This is a genomic window from Deinococcus actinosclerus (genome assembly GCF_001507665.1).
GTDB classification, from domain to species: domain Bacteria; phylum Deinococcota; class Deinococci; order Deinococcales; family Deinococcaceae; genus Deinococcus; species Deinococcus actinosclerus.
Map to the genome: position 1 here is coordinate 1,682,124 of NZ_CP013910.1, position 22,726 is coordinate 1,704,849.

A 22,726-nucleotide genomic window follows, 5' to 3' on the forward strand; every position below is an offset into this window, starting at 1 on the left:
CCCCACCCCCCTGCCCCCCTCGCCCGTGCCATCATCGCTGCGATGACTGGTGAGCTTGACCCGCGGACGCTGACGATCTTGGGTGTGGAGGGGGCGCTGGAGGCGGCGGGTGCGCCGCGCGCGACGGCGGATACGCTCTCGGGCCTGTCGGCGCATCCCGACGCGCGGGTGCGGGCGCGGGTGGCGCGGCACCCGAACACGCCCGTGGAGGTGCTGGGGTCCCTGGCGGCGGCGTACCCGGCGGACGTGCTCGCAAACCCGGGGTTGCCGCTGATGCGGCTGGCGCGCCCGAACCTGCTGGGGGTATTTCCGGCGGACGGGGTGATCGCGCTGCTGAACGCGCCGGGCGTGCCGGGGTGGGTGGTGGACTCGGCGCTGCGGCACGAGGATTACGCGGTGCGCACGGCGCTGGCGGGCCGGGCGGACCTGAGTGCCGAGCGGGTGGCGGCGCTGGCGCAGGACGCCGGGTGGCAGATCCGCGAGGCGGTCGCGCGCCGGGACGCGCTGCCCGAGGGGCTGGTGCGGCAGCTGGCGGCGGATGACGATTACGACGTGCGCAAGGCGGTGGCGTCCCGCCCCGACCTGCCGGGCGACGTGCTGCGCGTGCTCGTCGGGGACGCGCACGGCATGGTGCGCGCCGGGGTGGCGCGGCGGCTGGACCTGCCGCTGGACTGCATGATCCAGCTCGCGGCGGACGGCGACCCGGACGTGCTGGCGACCCTGGCGCGCCGGGTGGATCTGCCCCGGTCGGTGCGGGAGTGGCTGGCGACGAACGACCAGCCGCTGGTGCGCGCAGCGGCGCTCCAGGCGTGGACGGTCCCGGCGGAGTGGCTGGCCCGCGCCGAGGTGGATGCTGACCCGGACGTGCGCGCCGCGCTGGCCCGCCGCCCGGACGCCCCGGCGGAGGTGCTGACGCGGCTGGCGGGCGACGAGTCCGAGACGGTGCGCCGCGCCGTGCTGGAGCGCAGTGACCTGCCGGAGGGCGCGGTCCTGGCGCTGGCCCGCGCACCTGAGGCGGACATCCGCCTGCACGTGGCGAGCGCGGAAGGGATTCCCGCGTCGGTGCTGGACGCCCTGCTGAGCGACCCGGATGCGAGTGTGCGGACGGTGCTGGCGGTGCGCCCGGACCTGGGCGAGGCGCAGCTGGAGGTGCTGGCGGGCGACCCGAACCCGGAGGTGCGCCGCGCGGTGGCCTACGCGACCGCCACCCCGGGCGGGACGCTGGCGGGGCTGGCCCGCGACCCGAATGCCGGGGTGCGCCGCGCGGCGGCCCTGCACCCGAACCTCAACCCCGAGGACCTGGGGGTCCTGGCCGGGGACACGGACGAGGGGGTGCGGCTGGCCGTCGCCGGACGCGCCGACCTCTCCCCCACCGTGCGGGACGCGCTGCGGGCCGATCCGGAGGTCAGCGTGCGTGAGGAGGCCGCGCGGGCCGGCGCGTGACCGACATCCGCCTGCCGCTGGGGAACGTGAAGTTCAGTGTGCGGGCCGTGATCCTCTGCACGCGCGGGGACACGCTCCTGACGAACTGCGGGCCCGGCGAGCACGGCAGCGGCTTTCACTTCCTGCCGGGCGGCGCGGTCAGGGCGGACGAGGATGCCGCGCAGGCCGCCGCGCGCGAATGGCACGAGGAGACCGGCCTGACCGCAGGCGAGCTGCGGCTGGTCGGGGTCGTCGAGAGCTTCTTCGGCCCGCCGGGTCGGCGCGAGCACGAGATCGGCTTCTACTACCACCTGCCCGCCCCACCCGACCTGCCGGACGGGACGTTCACCGTGCACGACAACCCGGACGTGCAGTGTCAGTGGGTGCCCTTCGACCGGATCGAGGCGACCCCGGTGTACCCGCTGGTCGTCCGGGACCTGCTGCGCGTCCCGCCGGGCGAGGTGCGGCATATTCTGAACCGGGAAGCGTAGAACAAGCCCCCTCCAGCAGATGTGGAGGGGGCTTCTCGTGAGGTTCGGGTCAGATGGCGAGGCCCTGGGCGTGGGCGCTGACGTCCTTGCTCTCGTACTGGCCGGGCGGCAGGCCGATGCTGGGCGTGTTCGCCTCGAACTCGTCGCTCCAGCCGACTTCCTCCAGGGCTTTCTTCCACGCGCCGATGCTCTCGTTCCGGTAGATCTGGTAGGCGGCCATGCCGACCTCGGGGCCGCCGCGCGCGATGACCGATTCCACCCAGGCCCACTTGGCGGACACGTTGCGGAGTTCGGCGGTGGTGCGCAGTTCCTTCTGGATGCGTTTCATGCGCTTCTCGATGGTCTGCACGCCCGCGAAGGGGTCCGCGAAGTGCGGCGTGTGGCGTTTGGGCACGAACGGGCTGATGCCCAGCGCGATGCGGTTGATCTTCGCGAGGTCCTTGGTGAACTCGATCAGTTCGGTGATGTCGTCGTCGTTCTCGGGGCCGAGGCCGATCATCATGTACACCTTGACGCCCTTGAAGCCCAGGTCGCGGCTGATGTGCGCGGTCTTGGTGAGGTCCTCGGTGGTGATGCCCTTCTTCAGCCAGCGGCGCAGGCGTTCGCTGGGCGCGTCGCTCGCGACGGTGAAGGTGCGCAGGCCGCCGGCCTTGAGGATCTCGGCCAGTTCGGCGTCCACGGTGTCGGCGCGGATGGAGCTGACGCCCAGCTTGATGCCGCGGTCGGTCAGGGTGCGGCCCACGTACTTGGTGTGCGGGAAGTCGCTGAGGGCCGCGCCGACCAGGCCGACCTTCTCCACCCAGTCGGGGATGGTGTCGAGCAGTTCCTGCGCCTGGTTGTTGCGGTTCGGGCCGTACATGGTGCGGGCGAGGCAGAAGGTGCAGGGGCGGGGGCAGCCGCGCTGGGCTTCCACGAGGAACATGTTGCTCAGTTCGCTGTGCGGCGTGACGATCTGGCTGTACGCGGGGAGCAGTTCCTTGGGCGCGGTGGCCCACTTGGGTTCATGGGCGTGCCGGGCGGGCAGGAAGATGCCGGGCATCCCGTCGATCAGGTCGTAGAAGTCCTCGCGGCTCGTCGCTTCACGCAGCGCCTCGCTGATGACGGGCACGATCTGCTCGCCGTCGCCGATCACGATGATGTCCGCGAAGGGCGTCAGTGGGTAGGGGTTACTGCTCGTGAACGGCCCGCCGATCATGACCAGCGCGTCGCGGTCGTCCCGTTCCTCGCGCAGGGGGCGCAGGCCCGCCACGTCCAGCGTGCGGATGATGTTCGTCAGGTCCAGCTCGAACGAGACACTCAGGGCGAACAGTTCGCAGTCCCCGGCGTCCCGCCCGGTCTCCACGGTGGGCAGGGCCTGACCGGTGCGTTCGAAGGCGTCCACGTCGTCGGGCAGGAAGGCGCGTTCGCAGGCGACGCCTTCTTCCTGGTTGAACATGCGGTAGATGACCTGGTAGCCCAGCGAGGCCATGCCCACCGAGTAGCGGTTCGGGAAGGCCAGGGTCACGCGGACGGGGGCCTGCTTGTAGATCGTGCCGGTCTCGTCGTCCAGCAGGGGTTTGATGGTCGTGCGCCAGTAGCTCAAGGGTCCTCCGGGGGCGCGCGGCTGGAGGGGGGTGTCCCTCCGGGCTCCTCACCGGGTCCGCCCTGGGGCGGCGCGCGTCACAATCGGCGATTCTAGCGGACGCGGGGAGGCGCAAGTGGGGGGCGCGTCACGTGCCGCTGCGGACTGGGGCCCACGGTGGGGGCATCAGAGGCGCCCGGTGCGTGCGGGGTGCATGGCGTAGAATGCCGCGCATGAAGAGTGATCCTGTGGATCTGACCCTGTTCCTGGCGCAGAGCGTGGTGGACCAGCCGTCGCTGGTGCGCGTCTCGAAGCGCGGCCCGACCGTGATGGTCCGCGTCGGCCCCGGCGAGGAGGGCCGCCTGATCGGCCGTCAGGGCCGCGTGATCCAGGCGATCCGCACGCTCGTGCGCGCCGCCTCCGACCCGCGCGAACGACTGAACGTCGACCTGGACGCGCCCAGAAAAGCGTGACTGGCGGGGTGACGGGCGGGCAGGACCGGACGCGGCTCGGGTACTTCCTCGGGCCGCATGGCGTGAAGGGCGGCGTGAAGGTGTACGTGCTGGGCGACCAGGAGCAGTTCCGCGCGCTGAAACGGGTGTTCGTGGAGGGGCGCGGCTGGCTGCGCGTGGCGCGGCTGGAGATGCTCGCGCCGGGCGTGGCGCTGCATCTGGCGGGCGTCACGTCGCGCGAGGCGGCCGAGGAACTGCGCGGCCTGAACGTGTTCGCGGCGGACGACGAGCTGCCCGAGCCCGAGGAGGGCGTGTACTACTACCACGAGTTGCGCGGACTGACGCTGCACGGCGCCGCCGGCGAGGTGCTGGGCGAGGTCGTGGACGTGGAGGACGGCGGGCATCAGGACCTGCTGGTCGTGCGGCACGAGGGCGGCGAGTCGTTCGTGCCCCTTCAGGCGCCGTACGTGCTCGTGAACCTGAACGACCGCAGGCGCCCGGCGTCGCTGGCGCTCTCAGCGGACGCTCCGGCGGGGCTGCTGGAGGCGGATGCCCCTGAGGTCGGCGGCGATGACGCCTGAGCCCACCCCGGACGGCCCGCTGACCTTCTCGTTCCTGACGCTGTTTCCCGAGTTGCTGGCGCCCTTCGCGTCCGAGGCGATCCTCGGGAAGGCGCGCGAACGGGGGCTGGTGGACGTGAATCTCGTGAACATGCGGGACTTCTCGCAGAACAAACACCTGAAGGTGGACGACACGCCCTACGGGGGCGGGGCGGGCATGGTGATCCGCGTGGACGTCGCCGAACGGGCACTCGCCAGCCTGCCGCCCGCCGACGAGGTGATCCTGTTCAGTCCGGCCGGGCAGCCGCTGACGCAGGCGGTCGCGGAGGAACTGGCCGCGAAGTCGCACCTCGCATTCCTGTGCGGCCGCTACGAGGGCTTCGACGCCCGCGTGGAGGGGCTGGTCACGCGCGAGCTGAGCATCGGGGACTTCGTGATGATGGGCGGCGAGGCGGCCGCCGCGTGCGTGCTGGAGGCCGTGGCCCGGTTGCGGCCCGGCGTGCTGGGCGACGCGGACTCGCACCGGGCGGACTCGTTCAGTTCAGGCCTGCTGGATTACCCCGAGTACACGCGGCCCCTGGCGTGGCAGGCGCAGGAGGTGCCGGAGGTGCTGCGCGGCGGGAACCACGCGGCCATCGCGGCGTGGCGGCGCGAGCAGGCCCTGAAGCGCACGCTGGCGCGCCGTCCGGATCTGCTGGCCTCGGCCCCGCTCACCCCACAGGACAGCGCCACGCTGCTGGCCCTGGGCGCCACCCCGGACGACCTGAGGGCCTGGGGCGCGCCCCCTCCGCCACCCCCGAAAAAGGTGAAACGGCGCAGGAAGCCGGACGACACGCCCTCCGGAACGTGAGAGTCCAGTCAAGACTCCTTTTCTTCTGTGGGATGCACTCAAGTTGCGGGGGGCAGAACGCGCCAGCATAGCAGCCTATGCGCGTTCCGCTGTTTCCCCTGCCGAATCTGGTGCTCTTCCCGGGCGTGGTCCTGCCACTCTACGTGTTCGAGCCCCGGTACCGCACGCTGCTGGCCGACGTGCAGGCCAGCGGGGAGCCGTTCGGGATCGTGCGCATCCTCCAGACGTCCAAGGAGTCCGACCTGCCGTTCCAGGACCGGGTCTCGCGCGTGGGCACGCTGGCGCACCTGCGGCACGCCGACCCCCACGAGGACGGCACGAGCACGATCATCATCGCGGGCGGCGAGCGGTTCCAGGTGCAGGCGTTCCACACGGACCACCCATACCTGAGTGCCGACGTGGCCCTGTGGCCGCTGGCCGCCGAGGCGGAGCTGAACCCGCTGGAGGCCGAGCAGGCGGCGCAGGCCACCGCCCGTGAACTGCTGTCCGCCCTGCTGCGCCTGAACCCGGAGAACACCGACGCCCTGCGCGCCGCCGCTCCGGACGATCCCCTCCTGATCGCCAGTTTCGCCGCGAGCGTCCTGCCCCTGAGCGGCGAGGCCCGCGAGGACGCCCTGCGCGCCCGGACGCTGCTCGACCGGCTCGGTCACCTGCTGGCACAGGTCCCGACGACCGCGAAGACGCTGAACTGACGGGCAGGGGTCGAGGGTCTAAACGTCTAAGGGGAATAGTCTCAGACGCTTGGACCCTCGACTCTCTGACCCACCAACATTCTGCCCCACACAGAATCCGCCCCACTCTGATAGGCTGTCTGTCCGATGGCGACGGTGGCGGAATTACAGGAGAAACTGCGGCGGCCGCTGGCGGCAGAACTGGCGTCCGGCTGCCAGAACCGCGTGGTGGCGGGCGGCGTGGAGAAACTGCTGGCCTCGCCACTGGGGAACCCCTTCCCGAAGGTGCGCGAGGCGCTGGCCGGGTACGCGGCCCTGGACGCGGCCGGGCGCGAGGTGGCCCTGCGCGCCGCCCTGGACCTCCTCACCGGCACGCCCGCGAAGGGAACGGCCCCGAAAGCGGCCCCGGTCGCCCGGCGCGCCGCCGTCCCCACCGCCGCGCCCGGTGAGCGCCTGCCGCCGGACGCGCCGGTCGAGCGGCTCGACAGTGGCCCCGGCGGCGCGCGCAAGCTGCACACGCTGGGCCTGCACCTGCTGCGCGACGTGCTGCACGCCTACCCCCACAGGCACGAGGACCGCCGCGCCCTGCCGGACCTGTCCGAGGTCGAGGACGGCCAGAAGGTCACGGTGGAGGGCCGCGTGGTCGCCAAGTCCCGCCGCAGCCCCAAGCCCGGCATGCAGATCCTGGACGTGACGCTGGAGACGCCGTCCGGTGGGCGCGTGAAGGCCACGTGGTTCAACCAGCCGTGGGTGGAAAAGCAGCTACGTGAGGGCGCCCGGCTGGTCCTGACGGGCCGCGTGAAGCGCTTCGGGCGCAGCGTGCAGCTGGGCGTGGAGCACCTAGAGACGGTGGACGGCGCGCAGGACAGCCTCAGCACCGGGCGGATCGTGGGCGTGTACGACGCGAAGGACGGCATCTCGCAGGAGTTCCTGCGCCGCGCCGCGTTCCGCACCCTCCAGGCCGTGCCGCTCGACGATTACCTGCCCGCACACTGGCGGCGGCAGTACGGCGTGACCGACCTGGGCGACGCCCTGTGGGGCATCCACTTCCCGGCGGACGAGGCGCACCTGAGCCGCGCGAACCACCGCCTGCGCTTCGACGAGTACCTGTTCCTGGAACTGCGCATGCTCCTCCAGGGTGAGGACGCCGTGCTGCAGGGCAAACGCTTCAACGCGAAGGGGGACGACATCCACACCTTCGAGGGCGCGCTGCCGTTCCGCTTCACGAACGCGCAGCGGCGCGTGCTGCTGGAGATCACGGACGACATGCGCAGCGACCGCCAGATGGCCCGCCTCGTGCAGGGGGACGTGGGGAGCGGCAAGACCGCCGTGGCCGCCTGCGCCCTGTACCTCGCCGTGCGCGACGGTTACCAGGGCGCGCTGATGGCCCCCACCGAGATCCTCGCGCGGCAGCACTACGCGAACCTCGTCGGCTACCTCGGGCAACTCGACATCCGCGTGGGCCTCCTCATCGGCGCGATGACGCCCAAAGCGAAACTGGAGATGCAGACCCGCATCGCGGAAGGAGACGTGGACGTCGTCGTGGGCACCCAGGCCCTCATCCAGGAGAACGTCCGCTTCGACAACCTCGGGCTGGCCGTCGTGGACGAAGAGCACCGTTTCGGCGTGCAGCAGCGCCGCAAGCTCCTCGCGGGCCGCCCCGACGTACTCGTCATGAGCGCCACACCCATCCCCCGCTCGCTGGCGCTCACCGCGTACGGCGACCTGGAACTCAGCGTCATCGACGAACTGCCGCCGGGCCGCACGCCCATCGAGACCAAACTGATTCAGGACACCGCCCGGCAGCAGGCGTACGGGTTCGTCATGCGCCAGATCCGCGAGGGGCGGCAGGCCTTCGTCGTCACCGCCCTGATCGAGGAGAACGAGAACCTCGAACTGCTCGCCGCCACGCAACTCGCCGACGACCTGGGGACCATCCTCCCCGAGGCGCGCATCGACCTGCTGCACGGCAAGATGAGCGCCGCCGAGAAGGACTTTGTCATGGACCGCTTCCGCGCGCACGACTTCGACATTCTCGTGTCCACCACCGTCATCGAGGTCGGCGTGGACGTCCCCAACGCCACCGTCATGGTCATCGAGAACGCCGAACGCTTCGGCCTCGCCCAGCTGCACCAGCTGCGCGGCCGCGTCGGCCGGGGCAGCGCCCAGAGCTACTGCGTCCTGATCGCCGGGGAACACAGCAAGAAAACCCGCCAGCGCCTCAAGATCATCGAAGGCAGCACCGACGGGTTCGTGATCGCCGAGGCCGACCTGAAACTCCGCGGCCCCGGCGAGATCCGCGGCACCCGCCAGAGCGGCATCCCGGACCTGCGCCTCGCGGACCTCGCCAACGACACGCAGATCATCGAACAGGCCCGCGAACTCGCCAAGCACATCCTCGCGCACGACCCGAAACTGGAACACCCGCGCCTCCAGTACCTGCGCAGCGAACTCCAGAACCGCAGCCAGAGCGTCGCCTACAGAGAAGTGATCTGATGTGGATTCCGATTGAATGGTTTGCAAAAACCGTTCAATCCGAGCGGATGCGAGAAGGAACAGAGCGGGTTCCGGACGTGAAGCTGGCGACCCGGTGCCGTTCCGGGTCGCCAACGAAACAGACGGAATCCGTATGATGGCCCCGCCACCGCTTGTGGTGTACGTGGATGTGGACGAGACGCTGGTGCGGAACGTGGGGCGGTCGCGGGTGCCGATCCCGGGGGCGATCGCGCACGTGCGGGAGCTGGCGGCGCAGGGCGCAGAGTTGTACTGCTGGAGTTCTGGCGGGGCCAAGTACGCGCGGGACAGTGCGCTTGAGGTGGGCCTGGAGGGCGTGTTCACGGCGTTCCTGCCCAAACCGCAGGTCCTGCTGGACGACCAGCGGGTCGAGTCGTGGTGGCGGCTGATGCAGGTGCATCCGCTGTCCTGCCCGGGCGAGTCGGTAGCGTCCTACCGGGAGGCGCTGGACAGCACCCGCCGGTCAGAGCGCTGAGGCCCTGACCGGCGGGTGGGAACGGTTCTGTTGAACCGGTGTTCTCCGGATTCCGTCCGTTTCGTGGGCCGATCGGTGACCTTCCGATCGGCCCACTCCTCTTCCGGAACCCTGGCGTCTCCTTCTCGCTCTGCTCGGGTTGAACGGTTCGTGTAAACCGTCCAACCGGAGTCCGGCTTATTTGATGTTGCCGTTCAGGCCGTTGGGGTAGAAGCCGCCCTTCTTCGCGCCGGGGGCGAGGTAGACGATGTTCAGCACTTCGCGGGTGCTGCGGGGGAACGCGACGCCGTTCGCGTCGGCCGGGGCGATGACGGCGCGGCCGGCGTTGTCGGTGAGGCCCTGATCCTTCATGCCGCCGACCTTGCCGCGCAGGTTGCTGATGGCCTGCACGACCTGCCCGACGTACAGGCCAGCGGCGGCGGTGACCTGACGCTGCTGGAAGAGCATGCTGCGGATGGCGCCGCCGTGGTACGCCTCAACGGCGAGGATGCCGGCGGCGGCCTGGAGGTACGCGGGGTTGGTGATCAGGGTCGCGGCGCCGTTGTAGGCGGTGACGCCCACGTCCTCGAAGATGAACGCGCCGTGCAGGAAGAACAGGTCGTTGGCGAAGGGGTTGAAGCCGTCGATCTTCCCGCCGCTCGCGGCCTGTCCGGCGGCGCGGAAGGCGCCGTTCAGGTCGATGACGGGGCGGGGCGCGGCGGCCTTGCCGAGTGCGCCGTGCAGGAACTTGACGTGCGCGAGTTCGTCCTCGGCGATGTCGCGGGCGAGGGCCTGGACGTTGCCGTCCTTGAACTGCATGCCGCGGTCCTGGTCGAGGCTGGCGGGCAGGATGATGTCGGCGCCGCCGCCGATCTTGCGCAGTTCGTTCACGCGGCCCACGGCGGCGAGGTAGAAGGCCGCTTCGAGATACTCGAGGTTCAGGGCGAAGTTCAGGACGTCGCCGTCGATGTTCTTGGCGGGGGCGGCGCTGGCGGTGCTGCCCGCGGTGAGGCCCATGGCGGCGGCGCCCAGGCCGAGCTTGCCGAGGAAGCCCATGGCGGCGCGGCGGTTCATGGCGGACTCGTTGGTGGCGTCGGTGATGTTCTGCTGTTCGGTGTCGTGGCTCATGCCAGTGCTCCTGGGTGTGGTCGCCCCTGGACGCCGCCTGTCGGGGGGTCCGGTGTGGGGGTGGGGAGGTTGGAGGGGTGAGCCCTCGCCGGGTGGCGGGGGTCGTGCTTGACATCCAGCCATATGCAGGGGCGCGGGCGGTTGGATCACGACCGGGCTGAACGTGAACGTCACATGAAGGCGAGTGGGGTGGGTAGAGTGGGCGGCATGAGTGACCAGCCCACCCTGTTCGAGCGGATCATCGCGCGGGAGATTCCCAGTGACATCGTGTTCGAGGACGAAAACTACATCGCGATCCGGGATATCGCACCGAAGGCTCCCGTTCACCTCCTGGTGATTCCCAAGCGGATGACGCCCCGCGTGGACGCCATCACGGACGCCGCCGAGATGGGCGAGCTGTGGCTGACAGCCGTGAAGGTGGCGCGGCAGCACGCCGAGGATTACCGGCTGGTCGTGAACTGCGGGACCGGGGGCGGCCAGGTCATCTTCCACACGCACATTCACGTCCTGGCGGGCTGGGAGCACGGCCCGGACAGCGACACCTGATGCTGTTCGACGCGGTGCTGTTCGATCTGGACGGCGTGCTGGTGGACAGCGAGCACCTGGCGGAGGGCGTGTGGGTGCGGACGCTGGCCGAGCACGGCCTGCCCATTCAAGCGAACGAGTTCTCGCATCTGGCGGTCGGGCAGACCTTCCCGAACGTGCTGCTGCGCCTTCAGGAGTTGCACGGCTGGACGGCCACGGACGCGTTCCTGCCGGTGCTGGAGGAGCGGTTCAATCAGGCGTTCCATGAGCTCCCGGCCATCGAGGGCGCGCGGGAGACGCTGCTGGCCCTGCGCGCGGCGGGCATTCCGTTCGCGGTGGCGAGCAACAGTGAACGGGGTCGCCTCCACCTGAAGCTGCGTTCGGCCGGACTGGCACAGCTGGTCGGGGAGCACGCCTACGACCCGTCGTGGGTGGGCGGGCGGGGCAAGCCGCACCCCGAGCTGTACGTGTTCGCGGCGGCGCAGCTGGGCGTGGACGTCACGCGCTGCGCGGTCGTCGAGGATTCCGTGCCGGGCGGCACGGCCGGGGTGCGCGCCGGGGCGACGCTGCTGGCGCTGCTGGCCGCCGGGCACATCCACCCGGACAGTGCCGCGCAGATGCAGGCCATCGGGGCCACGCAGGTGCTGCGCTCGCACCGGGAGTTGCAGGAGGCGCTGGGCCTGACGGGCAGCGGCTGACAGGCGGGCGAGGCTCCGAGCACCTCGCCTTCGCTTGACTTCAAACTCTACATATGTTGTTAATGAGTCATGCCACGCTCCCCCAACTCCAGCCCGCACACGAAAGCCGTCCTGCACGCCCTCCAGCGCACCTACCCCGCCCACACCTACGGCTACGACCTGTCCAAGAGCACCGGTCTGAAAAGCGGGACCCTCTACCCCATCCTCCAGCGCCTGCACGAACAGGGCCACCTCGACGCCCAGTGGGAACAGTCCCCCCACCCCGGCAAACCCCCCCGCCATATCTACCGCCTGACCCAGAGCGGCCTCCAGCTGGCCCGTGACCGCCACGACCCCAGCCCCACCACCCGCACCAGAGGAGCCCTGACATGACCCACGACGACTGGCAGACCGGCATGCAGAACGAAGCAGACAGCGTTCAGGACACGGATTGGAGCCGCGACACCCACCAGAGTCTGCGCCACCGGCAGTTGGCCCACACCGCCCTGACCACACTGCTCGCCGCCACGGGCACCGTGACCGCCACCGCCGCCCTGACCCTGACCACCCAGTGGGGCGTCCTGACCCGCGAGGCCGCTCGCAACGGCGTGGACAGCTTGACCTTCCTGAAATGGAACCTCCTGGGTAACCCCCAGCCCATCACGACCATCACCAGCAGCCAGGATCCACAACTGCCTATCGTCGGATTGATCCTGACCGTCTTCATGCTCGCCGCCGTTGCCACCCGCCTGCGCGTCCCCCACTGGATTACGCTGCTGTGCGCCGCGCTGGGCACCATCACCATCTCCAGCCTCGGCAACCTGATCCTCAGTGACTTCGCCGGGTTCCCCACCTACCCCCTGAGCGTCGCACTGGGTGTCGCCGCCCTCGGCATCGTCCTCGGTCTCCCCTTCCGCCACCAGCAGCAACAACCCCGGAGCCTCGCGTGACCCCCGACGAGTGGATAACTGGCATGCAGAACGAAGCCTCCAGCGTGAACGACAGGGAATGGGCGATGGAAACGACACAGGCGGCGCGACGGTTCGGGTGGCGCGGTGCAGGTGAAGCGGCGGCGGTGTTCGCTGCTCTGGGCGTGGGCATGGTGCTGCTCGGGCAGTTCCTCTGGAGGTACGACGCGCCGGATGCCCTGTGGGTGGGCGTGATGCTCCTGACGGGCGTAGCCGGGTCACTGCTGGGTGCCCGGCTCGTGGCGGCGCTGGAGGCCGGGGCGGGCGCGCTGGCGTTCCTGCCGGGCGCGTGGCTGGGCGTGTTGGGGTTGCAGGCGCTGCTGGGAGACGCGGCTCCATTCACGCCAATCGTCGGCGTGGCAGATGCAGATGGAGCGGTGCTGGCCGTGATCGCGGCGTGCGCGGCCGGAACGACCCAGCGAGTCATCACGCGACGGGCGCTCCTGACAGCCTGATGTGAGCAGCGGAGCGGACCGCCCCCATGTGCGCTGGGGTCGGTCCGCTCTGTCCGTTTACGCCAGGGGCAGTTCGATCATGCCGCCCGGCCCCTCGCCGTCCTTGCGGCCTTCCATGCGGGCGGTGACAGCCAGTCCGGTAGGCGTCTGGGCGAGACCCCCGTCGGCGGTTTCGCGCAGCGCGGCGGGCATCATGCGGCCCACGCTGGCCATCGCGCCCAGGACCTCGTCGGGCGGGATGAAGGATTCCAGTTGCGCCAGGGCAAGCTGGGCGGCGCTGACGGCATGCACGGCGTAGAAGGCGTTGCGGCTCACGCAGGGGACCTCCACGTACCCGCCGACCGGGTCGCACACGAGGCCGATGGTGTTCATGAGGGCCATGCTGGCGGCGTGCACGGCGGCGCGGGGGGTGCCGCCCATCAGTTCCACGATGGCGGCGGCGGCCATGGCCGCGCTGGAGCCGATCTCGGCCTGACAGCCGCCCGCCGCGCCGCTGATGAACATGCGCTTGCTGATGGCCTTGCCGATCCCGGCGGCGAGGATCATGGGGCTGACCAGCCGCTCGTCGGGAATACCGAGGTGGTCGGCCACGCCGATCAGCGCGCCGGGAATGGTGCCCGCGCTGCCGGCGGTGGGCGCGGCGACGATGCGGCCCATGCGGGCGTTCTCCTCGTTCACGGCCATCGCGTACGCCTGCACGCGCCGCAGCAGGGGCGCGCCCAGCACGTCCGGGGCGTCCCAGAGGCCCTTGGCGTTCCAGCCGACCATCCCCGTGATGCTCCTGGCGTCGCTGCTCAGGCCACGCTCGATGCTGGCGCGCATCTCGCGGATGCGGCGCAGCATCTCGGCGCGGATGTCGTCGGGGTGCAGGCCGGTCTCGGCGCAGTCCTGCGCGAGGATCCAGTCGGAGGCGGGATGGGGGGCGTTCAGGATGTCGTCGAGGGTGGTCATGGCGTCCTTGAGGCGTGCGCGGCGCACGGAGGGTGAAAGGGTGAGGCGGCAGGGGAAAAGTGGCTCCCATCGTACGCCCCGGCCTGTCTAGCCGAATCAGCGCGCGGTGAGGCCGTCCGGAGCGCACGGACGCAGTACGGTGCATCCGTGAAGCTCCTGCTGATCCGGCACGCGCAGTCCGAGAACAACGTGATCGAGGACCGACCCGACCACGCGCAGGCGCGGCAGCCCGACCCGCCCCTGACCGCGCGCGGGCACGCCAGCGCCCGGCAGTTCGCGCAGGACGCCGAACTGAACGGCGTGACGCACCTGTACACCAGCCTGATGCTCCGCGCCGTGCAGACCGCCGCGCCCATCGCTGCCCGCCTGACCCTCCCCGCACACGGCATCGAACGGGCCTACGAGTACGGCGGCCTGACGATCGGTCCCGCCGGAGGCTTCACGCCCGTCACGGGCAGCGACCACGCTGGCCTCCGCGCGCACTGCCCGCGCACCTGACCGGTCAGCCCTGGGACGGTGGGGCGGAAGCCTGGGAGGACCCCCTTTCCACGCCCGCGCCACACAGGTCCTGACCGACCTCCGCGCCCGGCACCCCGAACAGGACAGGGTCACGCTGGTCACGCACCACGACTTCGCCGGAGCCCTCATCCGCGCTGTACGCGGCTGGCCCGCCACCGACATGCCGCCGACCTTCCATCTCGCGCACCTCGGCACCGCGCTCCTCGACCTGCCCGCAGACGGCGGCGTGGGCGGACTGGTATGGCTGAACCGGTAAGGGACCCCTCACCCCCGGTTCCGCTCCCCAGGGGAGAGGGAGGGAGTCGCGAAGCGACGGAAGGGTGAGGGGTTGTCTACGCCTCCCGCGCCACGCGCAGCAGTTCGCCGCTGCGCACCATCTCCACGATCTTCAGGAGGTCGGGGCGGTAGTAGCGGTCGCGGGTCATGTTGGGGATGTGCGCGCGGATGTGTTCCCAGGCGGCCTGTGCGCCGCGTCCGGCGTGGAGTTTCTGGAAGTCGAGGGCCTGCGCGGCGCACAGCAGTTCGATCCCGATGACGTTCTGCACGTTCTCCAGGATGGCGCGCAGCTGCCGGGCGCCGTGGGCGCCCATGCTGACGTGGTCTTCCTGGTTGGCGCTGGTGGGAATGGTGTCCACGCTGGCGGGGTGGGCGAGGACCTTGTTCTCGCTGACGAGGGCGGCGGCGGTGTACTGCGCGATCATGAACCCGCTGTTCAGACCGCCCTGCGGCGTCAGGAAGCCCGGCAGTCCCGACAGCGAGGGGTTCAGGAGCTGCTCGCAGCGGCGCTCCGCGATGCTGCCGAGTTCCGCCACGGCGACCTTCAGCGCGTCGATGGTCACGGCGAGCGGCTGCCCGTGGAAGTTCCCGCCGCTGACCACGTCCCCGGTGTCGGGGAAGATCAGGGGATTGTCGGTCACGGACGCGAACTCCACGGCCAGCACCCGCTCGGCGTGCGCGAGGGCGTCCAGGCTCGCGCCGTGCACCTGCGGCGCGGCGCGCAGCGAGTAGGCGTCCTGCACCTTCCCGTCCCCGACCAGATGCGACGGCGCGATCTGCGAGTCGCGCAGGAAGGTGCGCAGTTCCTCAGCCACCGCGACCGCGCCGGGGTGGGGGCGCAGGCCCACCACGTCCGGCTGGAAGGGCCGGTGAGAGCCGTACATCGCCTCGACCGTCATGGCCGCCGCGAGGTTCGCCGTGCCCAGCAGGGTGCGCGCGTCCGCGACCGCCAGCGCCAGCAGGCTGCCCATGAGCTGCGTGCCGTTGATGAGCGCCAGTCCCTCCTTCGCCTGCAACGTCAGCGGGCTCAGGCCCAGCTCGGCCAGGACGTCCGCGCCCGGCCGCACCTCACCCCGGTACTCAATCTCGCCGTGGCCGATCAGGGCCAGCGCCAGGTGCGCCAGCGGCGCCAGATCCCCCGACGCGCCCACGCTGCCCTGTGCCGGAATGACCGGGTGAGCCCGGGCGTTCAGCAGCGAGAGCAGCAGTTCCACCACCTCGGGCCGCACCCCGGAGTGCCCCAGCGCCAGGGACTGTGCGCGCAGCAGCAGCATGCCGCGCACCACCTCGCCCGGCAGGGCCTCGCCCACCCCGATCGCGTGCGACAGGATCAGGTTCAGCTGCAACTCCTCCAGCCCCTCGCGCGGCACCTGCACCGACGCGAACTTCCCGAAGCCCGTGTTCACGCCGTACACCGCCGCCTGACCGTCCACGATCCGCTCGATCACCGCCCGCGCCCGCAGGATGCGCCCACGCGCGGGCTCGGCCAGCTGGACGGACTCGCCGCCACGCACGACGGACAGGAACTGCGGCAGGGTCAGGTGTTGATCGAGAATCACGGGTGGCTCCTTCAGAGACTTGAGAGGTGAATGGAGGATGGTCGAGCGAACCGGCGCGGCGCCCGGCGTTCAGAGGGCCCGGCCCGCGACGTACACGCTGCGCACCGGACTGGCGCCCAGCGTGTAGGGCAGGTCCCGCCAGTCTGCGCCGCGCAGCGTGAGGAAGTCCGCGCGCTGGCCCGGGGCGAGCGCCCCACGGTCAGCCAGCCCGAGGGCGGCGGCGGCGTTCACGGTGCAGGCGGTCAGCGCCTCGGCGGGCGTCAGGCGGCACAGGCGCACGGCGAAGGCCAGGGCCAGCTGCGTGCTGAACACCGGGGATGAACCGGGATTCAGGTCGGTGCCCACTGCGACCGCCGCGCCCGCGTCGATCAGCGCGCGGCCCGGCGCGGCCGGCAGGCCCAGGTGCAGGGTCACGCCGGGGAGGATGGTCGCCACGGTGTCCGACGCGGCCAGCGCGGCGATCTGCGCGGGGCCGCTGGCTTCCAGGTGATCCACGCTGAGCGCGCCGAGTTCGCACGCCAGTTCCGTCCCGCCGATGGCGTGGAACTGGTCGGCGTGCAGCTTGGCCTGGAGGCCGTGGTCCTGCGCGGCCCGCAGGATGACGCGGGTCTCCTCCACCGTGAACGCCTCGCGTTCGGTGAAGACGTCCACGGCGGCCGCCAGCCCCTCGCGCGCCACGGCGGGAATGAGGTCATGGCAGACGGCCCGCACGTACTCGGCGCGGCCCCCGGTGGGGGCACGTGAATCAGCAGGGTCGGCACGAGCTGGAATTCGGCCTGGAGGGCGCGGACGGCGCGCAGCATGCGGATCTCGGCATCGAAGTCCATGCCGTACCCGCTCTTCACCTCGGCGGTGGCCGCGCCGGACGCGCGCAGGGCCGCCAGCCGGGGCCGGGCGAGCGTCACGAGTTCCTCGACGCTGGCGGCCGCGGTGGCGCGCATGGAACTGCGGATGCCGCCGCCGCGCGCGAGAATGTCCTCGTACGGCACGCCGGAGATGCGCGCCTCGAAGTCCGCGAGCCGGTCCCCGGCCCACACGGCGTGCGTGTGCGGATCGATCAGGCCGGGCACGACGGCCACGCCGCCCAGATCCTGCGCCGTCTCCGCATCCGGGGCCTCGGCGCGGGGGCCGACCCAGCGGATCACGCCGTCCGCGACCAGGAGGGCCGCGTCCGGAACGACCCTCACGTCGTTCATCGCCTCGCCGCGCTGCGCCCCCGGGGCGGGCGTGACGAGCTGGCTGATGTTCGTGAACAGAGTGTGGGTCATCGTGTCCACCCCGGCTGCGCGGCACCGAATTCGTCCACAGCGCACAGCGTCTCCATGATCAACCGAGCGGTCAGGAGTTCGCTGCGGCCGGTGGGGTCGAGGTTCGGGGCGAGCTCCACGACGTCCAGTCCGACGATGGTGTTGAGCCGCGCGGTTTCCGCCAGGATGCTCACGCCCTGCGCGTAGGTCAGGCCGTCCGGTTCGGGGCTGCTCGTGCCGGGGATCACGCTGGGATCGAAGCCGTCCACGTCCACACTGAGGTACACGTTCTTCCCGCGCGGCAGGCGGGCCAGCACGCCCAGCAGGTCGCCCGTCACGTCCGTCATGGGGATCAGCGTGTGCCCGCGCGCGCGGGCCGCCGCGACCGCGTCCGGATCGAAACGCAGCCCGCGCAGGCCAATCGTCGTGATGTGCACGAGGTTCTCCATCTCCTCGCACGCGCGGCGAAACGGGCTGCTGTTGCTGAAGCGGGTGTCGTTGCGGGTGTCCGTGAAATCCAGGTGCGCGTCCAGCTGCACCACGTGCAGGTCGGGCACGCCCGCGAAGGCCCGCAGGATCGGATACGTCACGCTGTGATCACCACCCAGGAACACGGGCAGACTGCACCGGTCCCGCACGAGTTCCGCCGCCGCGCTGATCCGCTGCCGCGCCAGTTCCGGTTCCAGGCTGGGCAGCACCACGTCCCCGGCGTCCGCGAAGGTCACGCCCGCCAGCCTCGTCACGCCGTCCAGCCCCGTGAAGGGCGGCACGCTCCGCAGGCTCGCCTCCCGCAGCGCACGCGGCGCGAAGCGGGCGCCGGGGCGGAAACCCAGCGCAATATCGAAGGGAATACCCAGCGCCGCCACGTCCGCCGTCCAGTCCCCCTCGGGCTGAACCATCGGCGCGCGGGCGAAGGTCGGAATCCCGCCGTAAGGAAGATGGGTCATGGTTGAGCCTCACAGGTCGCGTTGCCGTCAGTGTCTTTGTCTGAGACCTGTCCCAGCGAAGGAATGGCAAGGTGAATTTCGGCGGTGCGGCTGACTTGACCAGTCGTAGGGCTGTACCAGTCCACGTTCAGGCACAGGGTCTTTCCCGCCACGCCGCTGGCCCGGATATCAGGGAAGCTGACCTGCCGGACGTCACCGTTCAGATTCCAGAGTCGAACGGTGTTGGCACCCATACCGATCAGATAGCGGCCATCTTGCGTCCACTGAATGTCCAGCACGGTGTCGTTCTTGAGGCGGTCAATGCGGCCGTCCGGGCTCACAAGAAAGACGTTGGCATCCCAGTATTTACTCATCGCGCCCGAGTAGAGGACGGCGGTGAACTGCCCGGAGCGGTTCTTCACGACTTTCTGCACGCTCCACCGCCACGTGAAATCGGGATCGGGCTGTATCGGTACCTGCGGCCCTCTGACCACGACCACCGTGCCAGCCGGTGTCTTCACCGTGACGGCCAGTTGCGGATCGTACCCGAGTGGTTGCTGGGCCTGCGCCTGTCCGAGCAGGAATCCGAGGGCCAGCAGGCTGATTCTGGTCATGCGGCCATTGTTCACGTCAGCGGTGGTCTTCGATGCCGAGGCTGGGGAGGTCGAGGCCGCGTTCGCGGGCGACGGTCAGGGCGTGGTCGTAGCCGGCGTCGGCGTGGCGGATGACGCCCATGCCGGGGTCGTTGGTCAGGGCACGGGACAGTTTCTGCGCGGCTTCGGGGGTACCGTCGGCGACGATCACGAGGCCGCTGTGCTGGCTGAAGCCCAGGCCGACGCCGCCGCCGTGGTGGAAGCTCATCCAGCTGGCGCCCGACGCGATGCCGACGCCGAAGTTCAGCAGGGGCCAGTCGGAAACGGCGTCGCTGCCGTCGAGCATGGCTTCCGTTTCACGGTAGGGACTGGCGACCGATCCGGCGTCGAGGTGGTCGCGGCCGATGACGATGGGGGCTTTCAGGCGGCCGTCGGCGACCATCTCGTTGAAGAGTGTCGCGGCCTGGTCGCGTTCCCGGTAGCCCAGCCAGCAGATGCGGGCGGGGAGGCCCTGGAAGGCGATCTGGTCGGCGGCGTACGTGAGCCAGGATTGCAGGCGTTCGTCGTGCGGGAAGAGGTCGAGGAGTGCGCGGTCGGTGGCGCGGATGTCCTCGGGGTCGCCGCTGAGCGCCACCCAGCGGAAGGGGCCACGCCCCTCGCAGAAGGAGTCGCGGATGAAGGCGGGCACGAAGCCCGGGTAGTCGAAGGCGTTCTCCACGCCCGCCTCGAAGGCGCGGTGGCGGAGGTTGTTGCCGTAGTCGAAGGCGACCGCGCCGCAGTGCTGGAGCTCGAGGATGGCGCGGACGTGCGCGGCCATGGCAGCGTAGGCCCGGGTCTTGTACTCGGCGGGGTGGTCGGCGCGCAGGACGTTCATGTCCTCGTCGGGGCGGTGGACCGGCAGGTAGCCCCACATCGGGTCGTGCGCGCTGGTCTGGTCGGTGATGAGGTCGGGGGTCCAGTTCATCGCGACAAGCTGCGGGACGAGTTCGGCGGCGTTGCCCTGCACGCCGATGGAGCGGGCCACGCCCTCGGCGCGGTACTTCTCGGCGCGGTCGATGGCGTCCTGGAGGGTGTCGGCGACCTCGTCGAGGTACCGGGTGCGCAGGCGGAAGTCGATGCGGCTGGGATCGATCTCGATGGTGATGCTGACCCCTCCGGCCAGTTTGCAGGCAAGCGGCTGCGCGCCGCCCATGCCGCCCAGGCCGGCCGTGACGGTGATGGTGCCCTTGAGGCTGCCGCCGAAGTGTTTGCGGGCGGCGCCGGCGAAGGTCTCGTAGGTGCCCTGGAGGATGCCCTGCGTGCCGATGTAGATCCAGCTGCCGGCGGTCATCTGGCCGTACATCATCAGGCCGGCCTGATCGAGCTTGTCGAAGGTGTCCCAGTTCGCCCAGTGCGGCACGAGGTTGCTGTTGGCGAGCAGGACGCGCGGGGCCCAGTCGTGCGTGCGCAGGACCGCGACGGGTTTGCCGGACTGGATGAGCAGGGTTTCGTCGTTCTCCAGGCGGTCGAGCGTCTCCACGATCCTGTGGAAGGCTTCCCAGTTGCGCGCCGCCTTGCCGCGCCCGCCGTACACGACCAGCTGCTCGGGGTGTTCGGCCACCTCGGGGTCGAGGTTGTTCATGAGCATGCGCTTGGCGGCTTCTTGCACCCAGCCCTTGGCGGTCTTGACGGGGCCGCGCGGGGCGCGGATGACGGGGGCCGGTTCGGCGGGGGCAGGCTGGGTCATGGGGGGTCCTCCGGGGGGAATGGGGGCTGGAGAGGTGGGTATCGGCAGCGGTCCGCTTCGGTTCGCCGCGCCGGTCGCGGCTCGGGGGTCGCTGCTGACTGCGTGGACGTCATCTTCCGCCCGGGCCGGACGCGTCACCAGTCAGTTTTCCGGCACAGCCGGAAACAGCTGCTGTCCCCTTGCGCGCCGACCCACCACCCATCATGATGAATGAGTGAGCACTCACTCGGAAGATCAGATCAAGGCGAAACGCACCTCGCCCCGCCCGGCGGACGACCCGCAGCGCCGCGCCGCCATCCTCCAGGCCGCGCAGGTGCGGTTCGCGCAGGACGGCTTCCACCGCACGACCATGCGCGCCGTGGCGCGGCAGGCGGGGCTGGCCGAGGGCACCCTCTACCACCACTTCCGCGGCAAGGACGACCTGCTGCTGGGCCTGTTCAGCGCCCTGGGGGAACAGGCCCAGGCGTCCATGGACCCGGCGGCGCTGGCCACCATGAACCTGCGGGCCTTCCTGCACGCGTTCCTGGCCGCGCCGCTGACCGCGCTGGCCCAGGACGACGCCGCCCTCTTCCGCGTGATCATCTCCGAGGCGCTGATCCGCCGGGAACTGGGGCAGGCCTTCGCGGCCGGTCTCGTGCAGACCGCCGGGCTGGGCGCGCAGGCCCTGGCCGCCCGACCCGAGCTGCGCGGCGTGGACACGGCCGAACTGATCCGGCTGGGCATGGCGCTGGTGCTGGGCTTCACGCTGGACGGCGCGCTGAATCACGCCGGGCCGCCCGACGCGCAGGCCACGGCGTCGCGCATCACGGACGCGCTGCTCGCCTGGGTGGCCGGGGGCCGGGCGTGAACGTCACGATCATCGCGCTGGGCACGCGCGGCGACGTGCAGCCGTACGTGGCGCTGGGCGCGGGCCTGCGCCGGGCCGGACACGCGGTGCGCCTCGCCTCGCACGGCACCTTCCGCGACCTCGTGCAGGGGGCGGGCCTGGACTTCGCCCCGATGCGCGGCAACGTGCAGGAGGTCGTGCACAGCCCCGAGATGCGCGCCGCGCTGGCGGGCGGCAACATGCTGGAGATCAACCGGGTGTCGGCGCGGGCCACGCAGTCGGCGGCGCTGCACTGGGCGGAAGACGGCCTGACGGCGGCGCGGGACGCGGAGCTGATGCTGGCAGGCATCGGCGGCATGAACGTCGCGCAGTCGCTCTCGGAGAAGCTGCGCGTGCCGCTGCTCGAGGCGCACGTGGTGCCCTTCCACCCCACGCGGGCCTTTCCCGGCCCGATCTTCCCGCCGGGCGTGGCGCGGCTGGGCGGCTGGGCCAACCGGCTCTCGCACGTGCTGACCCGGCAGGTGATGTGGCAGATGTTCCGCGCCGCCGACACGCGCGCGCGGCGCGAGGTGCTGGACCTGCCCCCAGCGCCAGTGCTCGGCCCGCGCCCGCTGCGGCCGCTGCCCACCCTGCACGGCATCAGCCCGTCCGTGCTGCCCCGCCCGGCTGACTGGGACGCGGCGCAGCACCTGACCGGATACTGGTTCCTGCCGCAGGAGGACTGGACGCCCCCGCCCGCGCTGGAGGCGTTCCTGCGCGCCGGGCCCCGGCCCGTCTCCATCGGGTTCGGGAGCATGACCACGCCCGATCCGCAGGCCACCACCCGCGCGGTGCTGGAGGCGCTGGAGCGCAGCGGGCAGCGGGCGGTGCTGCTCAGCGGCTGGGGCGGCCTGAGCGCGCAGGACGTGCCGGACACGGTGTTCGTGACCGACAGCGCACCGCACACCTGGCTGTTTCCGCGCGTGGCGGCCGCCGTTCACCACGGCGGGGCGGGCACCACGGCGGCGGGACTGGCGGCCGGCGTGCCGAACGTCATCGCGCCGTTCTTCGGGATCAGCCGTTCTGGGGTGAGCGGGTGCGGCAGTTGGGTGTGGGGCCCGCGCCGGTGCCGCGCCGCGCGCTGGGCGCGGGCACGCTGGCCGCCGCGCTGACTCGGGCGGTCACGGACGCGGCCATGCAGGAGCGGGCGGCGACGCTGGGCGAGCGCATCCGGGCGGAGGACGGGGTGGCGCGCGCCGCAGAGGTGGTGTCGGGGCTGTCCCTCTAGCCTGAACGCCGTGCGCGCGGTGAGGCGAGACGGCGCTGGCCCCGTGCCTCCGCGGTTGCCGCCCGGTCTCCCCCGCTGTTTCCGGTCCAGCCGGCATCGTGGCAGACT

24 protein-coding genes and 2 pseudogenes are annotated in these 22,726 nt (G+C 71.0%); 18 read left to right on the forward strand and 8 right to left on the reverse strand.

Annotated features, from left to right (window positions below):
* Positions 1 to 42 precede the first annotated feature (42 nt).
* Together AUC44_RS08235 and AUC44_RS08240 are read left to right on the forward strand one after the other, a co-directional pair.
* Entirely contained in the window at positions 43 to 1,443 is a 1,401-nt protein-coding gene (locus AUC44_RS08235; RefSeq protein ID WP_062158193.1) for a hypothetical protein, read from the forward strand.
* Complete coding sequence (locus AUC44_RS08240; RefSeq protein WP_062158194.1) at positions 1,440 to 1,913, forward strand: NUDIX domain-containing protein; 474 nt, start codon at positions 1,440 to 1,442, stop codon at positions 1,911 to 1,913. The genes AUC44_RS08235 and AUC44_RS08240 overlap by 4 nt, the downstream gene beginning before the upstream one ends.
* Before the next feature lie 49 nt (positions 1,914 to 1,962).
* On the opposite strand, the gene AUC44_RS08245 is transcribed toward AUC44_RS08240, so the two are convergent.
* A complete protein-coding gene (locus AUC44_RS08245; protein WP_062158195.1) occupies positions 1,963 to 3,495 on the reverse strand; it encodes a B12-binding domain-containing radical SAM protein in 1,533 nt (510 codons plus the stop codon).
* A gap of 212 nt (positions 3,496 to 3,707) precedes the next feature.
* Here AUC44_RS08245 and AUC44_RS08250 point away from each other — a divergent pair, with 212 nt between their 5' ends.
* The 6 genes from AUC44_RS08250 to AUC44_RS08275 all read left to right on the forward strand — a co-directional run bounded on the left by AUC44_RS08250 (position 3,708) and on the right by AUC44_RS08275 (position 8,996).
* Positions 3,708 to 3,947: a KH domain-containing protein gene (locus tag AUC44_RS08250; protein ID WP_058976649.1), complete on the forward strand. Its 240-nt coding sequence runs from the start codon at positions 3,708 to 3,710 to the stop codon at positions 3,945 to 3,947.
* The gene (rimM, locus tag AUC44_RS08255; RefSeq protein WP_417926345.1) at positions 3,944 to 4,507 is read left to right on the forward strand and encodes a ribosome maturation factor RimM; all 564 of its coding nucleotides are present in this window, start codon (positions 3,944 to 3,946) and stop codon (positions 4,505 to 4,507) included. Before AUC44_RS08250 ends, rimM begins: the two co-directional genes overlap by 4 nt.
* Positions 4,497 to 5,336 carry a tRNA (guanosine(37)-N1)-methyltransferase TrmD gene (gene trmD / locus AUC44_RS08260; protein ID WP_062159755.1) on the forward strand — a complete coding sequence of 280 codons (840 nt, stop codon included), beginning with the start codon at positions 4,497 to 4,499 and terminating at the stop codon, positions 5,334 to 5,336. The genes rimM and trmD overlap by 11 nt, the downstream gene beginning before the upstream one ends.
* Positions 5,337 to 5,413: 77 nt before the next feature.
* Positions 5,414 to 6,028: an LON peptidase substrate-binding domain-containing protein gene (locus AUC44_RS08265; RefSeq protein ID WP_062158197.1), complete on the forward strand. Its 615-nt coding sequence runs from the start codon at positions 5,414 to 5,416 to the stop codon at positions 6,026 to 6,028.
* A gap of 126 nt (positions 6,029 to 6,154) precedes the next feature.
* The gene (gene recG / locus AUC44_RS08270; protein ID WP_062158198.1) at positions 6,155 to 8,503 is read left to right on the forward strand and encodes an ATP-dependent DNA helicase RecG; all 2,349 of its coding nucleotides are present in this window, start codon (positions 6,155 to 6,157) and stop codon (positions 8,501 to 8,503) included.
* A 133-nt stretch (positions 8,504 to 8,636) separates the two neighbouring features.
* A complete protein-coding gene (locus tag AUC44_RS08275; RefSeq protein WP_062159756.1) occupies positions 8,637 to 8,996 on the forward strand; it encodes a DUF705 domain-containing protein in 360 nt (119 codons plus the stop codon).
* A 177-nt stretch (positions 8,997 to 9,173) separates the two neighbouring features.
* Here the strand turns inward: AUC44_RS08275 and AUC44_RS08280 are convergent, their stop codons facing one another.
* The gene (locus AUC44_RS08280) at positions 9,174 to 10,103 is read right to left on the reverse strand and encodes a ferritin-like domain-containing protein (RefSeq protein ID WP_062158199.1); all 930 of its coding nucleotides are present in this window, start codon (positions 10,101 to 10,103) and stop codon (positions 9,174 to 9,176) included.
* Positions 10,104 to 10,310: 207 nt separating this feature from the next.
* On the opposite strand from AUC44_RS08280, the gene AUC44_RS08285 reads away from it, so the two are divergent.
* From AUC44_RS08285 to AUC44_RS08305, 5 genes are all read left to right on the forward strand, one after another.
* The gene (locus AUC44_RS08285) at positions 10,311 to 10,649 is read left to right on the forward strand and encodes a histidine triad nucleotide-binding protein (protein WP_062158200.1); all 339 of its coding nucleotides are present in this window, start codon (positions 10,311 to 10,313) and stop codon (positions 10,647 to 10,649) included.
* The gene (locus AUC44_RS08290) at positions 10,649 to 11,326 is read left to right on the forward strand and encodes an HAD family hydrolase (RefSeq protein ID WP_062158201.1); all 678 of its coding nucleotides are present in this window, start codon (positions 10,649 to 10,651) and stop codon (positions 11,324 to 11,326) included. The genes AUC44_RS08285 and AUC44_RS08290 overlap by 1 nt, the downstream gene beginning before the upstream one ends.
* A 69-nt stretch (positions 11,327 to 11,395) precedes the next feature.
* A complete protein-coding gene (locus tag AUC44_RS08295; protein WP_062158202.1) occupies positions 11,396 to 11,698 on the forward strand; it encodes a PadR family transcriptional regulator in 303 nt (100 codons plus the stop codon).
* A complete protein-coding gene (locus AUC44_RS08300) occupies positions 11,695 to 12,255 on the forward strand; it encodes a hypothetical protein (RefSeq protein ID WP_062158203.1) in 561 nt (186 codons plus the stop codon). Before AUC44_RS08295 ends, AUC44_RS08300 begins: the two co-directional genes overlap by 4 nt.
* Before the next feature lie 23 nt (positions 12,256 to 12,278).
* The gene (locus AUC44_RS08305) at positions 12,279 to 12,728 is read left to right on the forward strand and encodes a hypothetical protein (RefSeq protein WP_157445243.1); all 450 of its coding nucleotides are present in this window, start codon (positions 12,279 to 12,281) and stop codon (positions 12,726 to 12,728) included.
* 57 nt (positions 12,729 to 12,785) lie between these two features.
* Here AUC44_RS08305 and sdaAA read toward each other — a convergent pair whose 3' ends face one another.
* Positions 12,786 to 13,679 (reverse strand): L-serine ammonia-lyase, iron-sulfur-dependent, subunit alpha, encoded by an 894-nt coding sequence (gene sdaAA / locus AUC44_RS08310; protein ID WP_062159757.1) that lies wholly within the window; start codon positions 13,677 to 13,679, stop codon positions 12,786 to 12,788.
* Positions 13,680 to 13,826: 147 nt separating this feature from the next.
* Here sdaAA and AUC44_RS17150 point away from each other — a divergent pair, with 147 nt between their 5' ends.
* On the forward strand, positions 13,827 to 14,177 hold the full coding sequence (locus tag AUC44_RS17150; protein WP_062158205.1) for a histidine phosphatase family protein: 351 nt from the start codon (positions 13,827 to 13,829) through the stop codon (positions 14,175 to 14,177).
* A gap of 70 nt (positions 14,178 to 14,247) precedes the next feature.
* Positions 14,248 to 14,346 (forward strand): annotated as a pseudogene (locus AUC44_RS17355) (hypothetical protein); the annotation flags it as partial.
* A gap of 184 nt (positions 14,347 to 14,530) precedes the next feature.
* Here AUC44_RS17355 and hutH read toward each other — a convergent pair.
* From hutH to hutU, 5 genes and pseudogenes are all read right to left on the reverse strand, one after another.
* Positions 14,531 to 16,033: a histidine ammonia-lyase gene (gene hutH / locus AUC44_RS08320; protein ID WP_062158206.1), complete on the reverse strand. Its 1,503-nt coding sequence runs from the start codon at positions 16,031 to 16,033 to the stop codon at positions 14,531 to 14,533.
* Positions 16,034 to 16,102: 69 nt separating this feature from the next.
* A pseudogene (hutI, locus tag AUC44_RS08325) lies at positions 16,103 to 17,301 on the reverse strand (imidazolonepropionase).
* A complete protein-coding gene (locus AUC44_RS08330; protein WP_062158207.1) occupies positions 17,298 to 18,227 on the reverse strand; it encodes an arginase family protein in 930 nt (309 codons plus the stop codon). Before AUC44_RS08330 ends, hutI begins: the two are co-directional and overlap by 4 nt.
* Positions 18,224 to 18,820 carry a hypothetical protein gene (locus AUC44_RS08335; RefSeq protein WP_062158208.1) on the reverse strand — a complete coding sequence of 199 codons (597 nt, stop codon included), beginning with the start codon at positions 18,818 to 18,820 and terminating at the stop codon, positions 18,224 to 18,226. The genes AUC44_RS08330 and AUC44_RS08335 overlap by 4 nt, the downstream gene beginning before the upstream one ends.
* A gap of 16 nt (positions 18,821 to 18,836) precedes the next feature.
* Positions 18,837 to 20,525, reverse strand: coding sequence for a urocanate hydratase (hutU, locus tag AUC44_RS08340; protein ID WP_062158209.1), 1,689 nt, complete (start codon positions 20,523 to 20,525; stop codon positions 18,837 to 18,839).
* 214 nt (positions 20,526 to 20,739) lie between these two features.
* Between hutU and AUC44_RS08345 the strand changes: the two genes are divergently transcribed.
* Genes AUC44_RS08345 through AUC44_RS16810 form a run of 3 tightly spaced genes read left to right on the forward strand, consistent with a single transcriptional unit; the run spans position 20,740 to position 22,618 of the window.
* Positions 20,740 to 21,372, forward strand: a complete 633-nt coding sequence (locus tag AUC44_RS08345; RefSeq protein ID WP_062158210.1) for a TetR/AcrR family transcriptional regulator — start codon at positions 20,740 to 20,742, stop codon at positions 21,370 to 21,372.
* Entirely contained in the window at positions 21,369 to 22,502 is a 1,134-nt protein-coding gene (locus AUC44_RS08350) for a glycosyltransferase (protein ID WP_197408523.1), read from the forward strand. The genes AUC44_RS08345 and AUC44_RS08350 overlap by 4 nt, the downstream gene beginning before the upstream one ends.
* Positions 22,457 to 22,618, forward strand: coding sequence for a hypothetical protein (locus AUC44_RS16810; protein ID WP_197408524.1), 162 nt, complete (start codon positions 22,457 to 22,459; stop codon positions 22,616 to 22,618). The genes AUC44_RS08350 and AUC44_RS16810 overlap by 46 nt, the downstream gene beginning before the upstream one ends.
* Positions 22,619 to 22,726: the final 108 nt, after the last annotated feature.

Excerpts from the sequence above, each read along its gene's own strand:
- AUC44_RS08275 (WP_062159756.1), top strand. The coding sequence starts at position 8,637 with ATGATGGCCCCGCCACCGCTTGTGGTGTACGTGGATGTGGACGAGACG.
- AUC44_RS08250 (WP_058976649.1), top strand. The coding sequence starts at position 3,708 with ATGAAGAGTGATCCTGTGGATCTGACCCTGTTCCTGGCGCAGAGCGTG.
- AUC44_RS08235 (WP_062158193.1), top strand. The coding sequence starts at position 43 with ATGACTGGTGAGCTTGACCCGCGGACGCTGACGATCTTGGGTGTGGAG.
- recG (WP_062158198.1), top strand. The coding sequence starts at position 6,155 with ATGGCGACGGTGGCGGAATTACAGGAGAAACTGCGGCGGCCGCTGGCG.
- AUC44_RS08335 (WP_062158208.1), bottom strand. The coding sequence starts at position 18,820 with ATGACCAGAATCAGCCTGCTGGCCCTCGGATTCCTGCTCGGACAGGCG.
- AUC44_RS08300 (WP_062158203.1), top strand. The coding sequence starts at position 11,695 with ATGACCCACGACGACTGGCAGACCGGCATGCAGAACGAAGCAGACAGC.
- AUC44_RS08280 (WP_062158199.1), bottom strand. The coding sequence starts at position 10,103 with ATGAGCCACGACACCGAACAGCAGAACATCACCGACGCCACCAACGAG.
- trmD (WP_062159755.1), top strand. The coding sequence starts at position 4,497 with ATGACGCCTGAGCCCACCCCGGACGGCCCGCTGACCTTCTCGTTCCTG.
- AUC44_RS08290 (WP_062158201.1), top strand. The coding sequence starts at position 10,649 with ATGCTGTTCGACGCGGTGCTGTTCGATCTGGACGGCGTGCTGGTGGAC.
- AUC44_RS08285 (WP_062158200.1), top strand. The coding sequence starts at position 10,311 with ATGAGTGACCAGCCCACCCTGTTCGAGCGGATCATCGCGCGGGAGATT.
- hutU (WP_062158209.1), bottom strand. The coding sequence starts at position 20,525 with ATGACCCAGCCTGCCCCCGCCGAACCGGCCCCCGTCATCCGCGCCCCG.
- AUC44_RS08305 (WP_157445243.1), top strand. The coding sequence starts at position 12,279 with ATGCAGAACGAAGCCTCCAGCGTGAACGACAGGGAATGGGCGATGGAA.
- AUC44_RS08265 (WP_062158197.1), top strand. The coding sequence starts at position 5,414 with ATGCGCGTTCCGCTGTTTCCCCTGCCGAATCTGGTGCTCTTCCCGGGC.
- sdaAA (WP_062159757.1), bottom strand. The coding sequence starts at position 13,679 with ATGACCACCCTCGACGACATCCTGAACGCCCCCCATCCCGCCTCCGAC.
- AUC44_RS08295 (WP_062158202.1), top strand. The coding sequence starts at position 11,396 with ATGCCACGCTCCCCCAACTCCAGCCCGCACACGAAAGCCGTCCTGCAC.
- AUC44_RS08330 (WP_062158207.1), bottom strand. The coding sequence starts at position 18,227 with ATGACCCATCTTCCTTACGGCGGGATTCCGACCTTCGCCCGCGCGCCG.